This is a genomic window from Asaia bogorensis (assembly GCF_900465345.1).
Taxonomy (GTDB): Bacteria; Pseudomonadota; Alphaproteobacteria; order Acetobacterales; family Acetobacteraceae; genus Asaia; species Asaia bogorensis_A.
In genome coordinates this window covers 1-1,279 of sequence record NZ_UEGO01000006.1, presented here as the reverse complement: position 1 = coordinate 1,279, position 1,279 = coordinate 1, and the positions used below count along the sequence as shown (strand labels likewise).

Here is a 1,279-nt window from a genome sequence, read left to right as displayed (position 1 = left end):
AGCGCGTTATCAGGACCGGAGAGAACGGTATGCTTGCGCGTAGTGCCGAGGAATGGCGCGATGCACTTCTTACCTTGGCCCATGATCCTGCGCTGCGTGAGCGTATGGGAGAGACCGCAAGAGCAACTGCGCTGGATCTTTACGCCCCGGAGCGGATTCTGACCCAGCAGGCGGAACCGGTTTTTGGAAGGCCGCCGTCTTTCGGACACAAGGCACCCCGTATTCTTCAGGTCAATGTGTTCATGGCGCTGCGTTCATTTGGCGGGGCTACAATCGTGGTAGAGGCACTTCTTGGCCCACTCGCCAAGGCAGGATTTGAAAACAGTGTCATGACCACGCGCCCTGTCTTTCAGGATCTGCCTGATGGCGCCCTGCGTTACCGGATTCTGGATACGGATGTCTTTTCAGTCGTCGCAGGCCGCAACGGATCGTCAGACAATGTCACTGTGGCACGACAGATCGAGCGATGGATTGATGCCTGGGATGTCGATCTCGTACATTTTCATGCCATCCAGGAAATGGGTACAGGCATGGCAAGGGCCTGTCAGAAACGCGGTATTCCCTATGTGATCAGCCTTCATGATTGCTGGTGGCTGTCGGATAACCTGTTCATCACACGCGACGATGGCCAGTATCACCTGGAGAGCAATGATGTCCCTCTGGCGCCCGGTGAATCTACGCGAGCCAATTACCTGAACGAGCGCCGCAAGGTTATGCGCCAGGCCCTTGCTGGCGCTGCCGCCATCTTGAGCCCGTCGGAGGAACACAAGAACCTCTATGTGCGCAATGGCGTCCCCGCCGAGCGCATTATAATCAATCGAAACGGGTTCACATGGCCGTCCCGCCCCAAAGCACAGCGTGAACCGGGCACGAAGCTGCGTTTCGGATTTGTGGGGGGCATCGGTTTCGTCAAGGGTTTTGACCTGATACGCAAGGCGTTCGAGAAGCTCGATCGCAACGATTGGGAATTAGTACTCGTCGATAACACGCTCAATCTCGGCTTCCCCTCGATCGACACCTCTGAATGGCTGGTCAAAGGCACGATCAGGACCGTTCCTGCCTATAATCAGGCTGGGCTGGATGATTTCTACGATCAGGTTGATGTGCTTCTTTTCCCTTCGCAATGGCGCGAAAGCTACGGTCTGACTGTTCGTGAGGCTCTCTCACGTGACGTCTGGGTAATCTCCACCGCCCCCGGAGGACAGTCCGAGGAGATTGTGGATGGCGTGAATGGCTCGCTTATCCCGATCATCAATGATCCTGCCCCGCTTCAGGCTGC

1 protein-coding gene is annotated in these 1,279 nt (G+C 56.5%); it reads left to right on the top strand.

Going from position 1 to position 1,279, the window contains the following annotated elements:
- Positions 1-29 precede the first annotated feature (29 nt).
- On the top strand, positions 30-1,279 hold a 1,250-nt coding region (locus ED655_RS03320), incomplete at its 3' end, for a glycosyltransferase (protein WP_122048993.1).